2 protein-coding genes are annotated in these 2475 nt (G+C 71.5%); one reads left to right on the forward strand and one right to left on the reverse strand.

All coding sequences use genetic code 11. The annotated features are described in order from the left end of the window. Positions 1-259 precede the first annotated feature (259 nt). Positions 260-2260: an alkaline phosphatase family protein gene (locus ACFE8Y_RS21675; protein WP_375466428.1), complete on the forward strand. Its 2001-nt coding sequence runs from the start codon at positions 260-262 to the stop codon at positions 2258-2260. 27 nt (positions 2261-2287) lie between these two features. Here the strand turns inward: ACFE8Y_RS21675 and ACFE8Y_RS21680 are convergent. Next, positions 2288-2475 (reverse strand): response regulator (locus tag ACFE8Y_RS21680; protein ID WP_375466429.1); only part of this gene is annotated, 188 nt, incomplete at its 5' end.

Consider the following 2475-nt stretch of genomic DNA (forward strand, 5'->3'; position numbering starts at 1 on the left):
GCCTGGGCGCGCTCGCGCTGGGCGCGGTGGGCGTGCGCCGCCTGCGCCAGAGCAAACAGGTGGTTGCCTGATCCCAACCAGCGGCCCGGCCCGCTGCCATTGCTTCATCGAAACCCGTGCCGACGCCTCGCCGTCCGCACGGGTTTTTGCGTTGACTTCCCTCCCCGCCCCGGCGCATACAGAGCCACGTCCGTCCGGTTCCAGCGCCCTCGTCATGTCTTTCCCCGATTCCCCTGCTCCCGGCCAACGTCCACGGCGCGTGCTGCTCGTCGGGTGGGACGCCGCCGATTGGCAGGTGATCCATCCACTGCTCGACGCCGGGCGGATGCCGCATCTCCAACGGCTCGTCGAAGGCGGCACGATGGGTACTCTGCACTCGCTCCAGCCGATGCTCTCGCCCATCCTGTGGACGAGCATCGCCACGGGCAAACGCGCCTACGGGCATGGCGTCCACGGCTTTATCGAGCCGACGCCCGACCGCGCCGGGGTGCGCCCCGTCGGCACCCGCACCCGCACCTGCAAGGCGCTGTGGAACATCCTTTCCCAGAGCGGTCTGCGCTCGGTGGTCTGCGGCTGGCAGGCGAGCCATCCCGCCGAGGCGGTGCGCGGCGCGGCGGTTTCCAGCCGGTTCGCCCTGCCACCCGCCGGGGCGCGTCCCGACGACTGGCCGCCCGCCGAAAACGCCGTGCAGCCGCCCGCGCTCGCCGGGGAGTTGGCCGACCTGCGCCTGCATCCCGCCGAGATCGAAGGCGCGATGATCCAGGCGCTGGTCCCGCGCGCGGCGGAGTTGGACCAGTCCGACCCCGCCGTGCAACACCGGCTGAATTTCCTCCGCGAGAGACTGGCGGAACTCCTCGGCACGCACGCCGTCGCCACCGAACTGCTCGCCACGCAGGACTGGGATTTCGGCGCGGTTTACTACGAGTGCATCGACCAGGTCGGGCACGAGTTCATGCCCTTCCACCCGCCGCGTCTGCCGGAGATTTCCGAAACGGATTTCGGGTGGTACCGCGACGTGATGACCCACCTGTACCTGTTCCACGACCAGATGCTCGGGCGGCTGGTCGAACTGGCCGGGCCGGAAGCGCGCGTCCTGGTGGTGTCCGACCACGGCTTCGAGAGCGGCGCGCGCCGACCACGCGGCCCGGTGGAACCGGCGCAGTGGCACCGTGCGCAGGGGATTTTCGTGCTGCACGGTCCGGGGGTGCAGGCCGACGCGCGGGTGGAAGGCGCGACCCTGCTCGACATCGCGCCCACCGTGCTCGCGCTGCTCGGACTGCCCGCGGGCAACGACATGGAAGGCCGCGTGCTGGTCAGCGCGTTCGGCGATCCGCCACCGGCGATCCTGCCGCGCATCCCCTCCTGGGAACGGGTGCCGGGCGAAGACGGCCGCCCCGGTCCCGCCACCGGGGAGGAGGACCCCGCCGCCGCGCAGGCCGCGCTCCGTCAACTGGCGGAACTCGGCTACATCGACCCGCCCGGCGAGGATGCTCTCCGCGCCGTGGCCCGGGCCGAGGCGGAGGCCGACTTCAATCTCGCCGCCGCGTTCATCGAAGGCGGTCGGGCGAGTGAAGCCCGGCTCCTCTTGCTCCGCCTGACCGACCGTTACCCGGACGAAACGCGTTACTGGCGCTCCCTGGTGGCGGCGTGCTTCGCGGCGGGCGTCCCCACCGAAGCCGCGCCCGCTCTCGCCGCCCTGGAACGCCTGGAACCGGGCCGGGCGCAGACCGTCGTCCTGCGCGGATTGCTCGCGTGGGCGCGCGATGATCTCGCCGGTTGCCAGGCGGCCTGGGACGAAGCGGAACGCCTGGCCCCGGATGATCCCACGACCCAAACCTACCTCGGGCGGCTCTACCTGCGCCGCCGCCAGTGGGCCGACGCCGAGCGGGCTTTCGGGCGCGCCCTCGCCCTGGACCCGGAATCCGCCGAGGCGAACTACGGCCTGAGCGTGGCTCTCCCCCGGCAAGGCCGGGAGCGGGTGGAGCCGGGCATCGAGTACGCCCTGCGCGCCGTCGGGTTGCGGCACGAATTTCCCGAGGCGCATTTCCAGCTCGGCGCGCTGCTGTCACGCCTGGGTTGGTACGACCGCGCCGTGCAGGCCTTCGAGATCACGCTGCGGTTGCGGCCGGGATTCGTGGTTGCCCACCGTTATCTGGCGCGCATCTACAGCCACCTGGGCCGCCCCGACGCCGCCCGACGCCAGAAGGAAACGGTGGCGCACCTGTTGGAAACGCGTTTCCCCCAGCCAGCGGTGGACTGATCGGACCCGGCGAACGCCCGGCGCGGATCACGCGGCGACCGCTTGCATCGCCTCGGCCTCCTTGAGCGCACCGGCCGCCCAGCGTACCAGCGTCTCGCGCAAGGCTTCGATCTTGACCGGCTTGCTCAGGTAGTCATCCATGCCTGCCTCCAGGCAACGCTCGCGGTCGCCTTCGAGCGCGTTGGCCGTCAGCGCCACGATGGGCGTGTGCATCC

The sequence above is a fragment of the uncultured Methylobacterium sp. genome (assembly GCF_964242245.1).
Classification (GTDB): domain Bacteria; phylum Pseudomonadota; class Alphaproteobacteria; order Rhizobiales; family Beijerinckiaceae; genus Methylobacterium.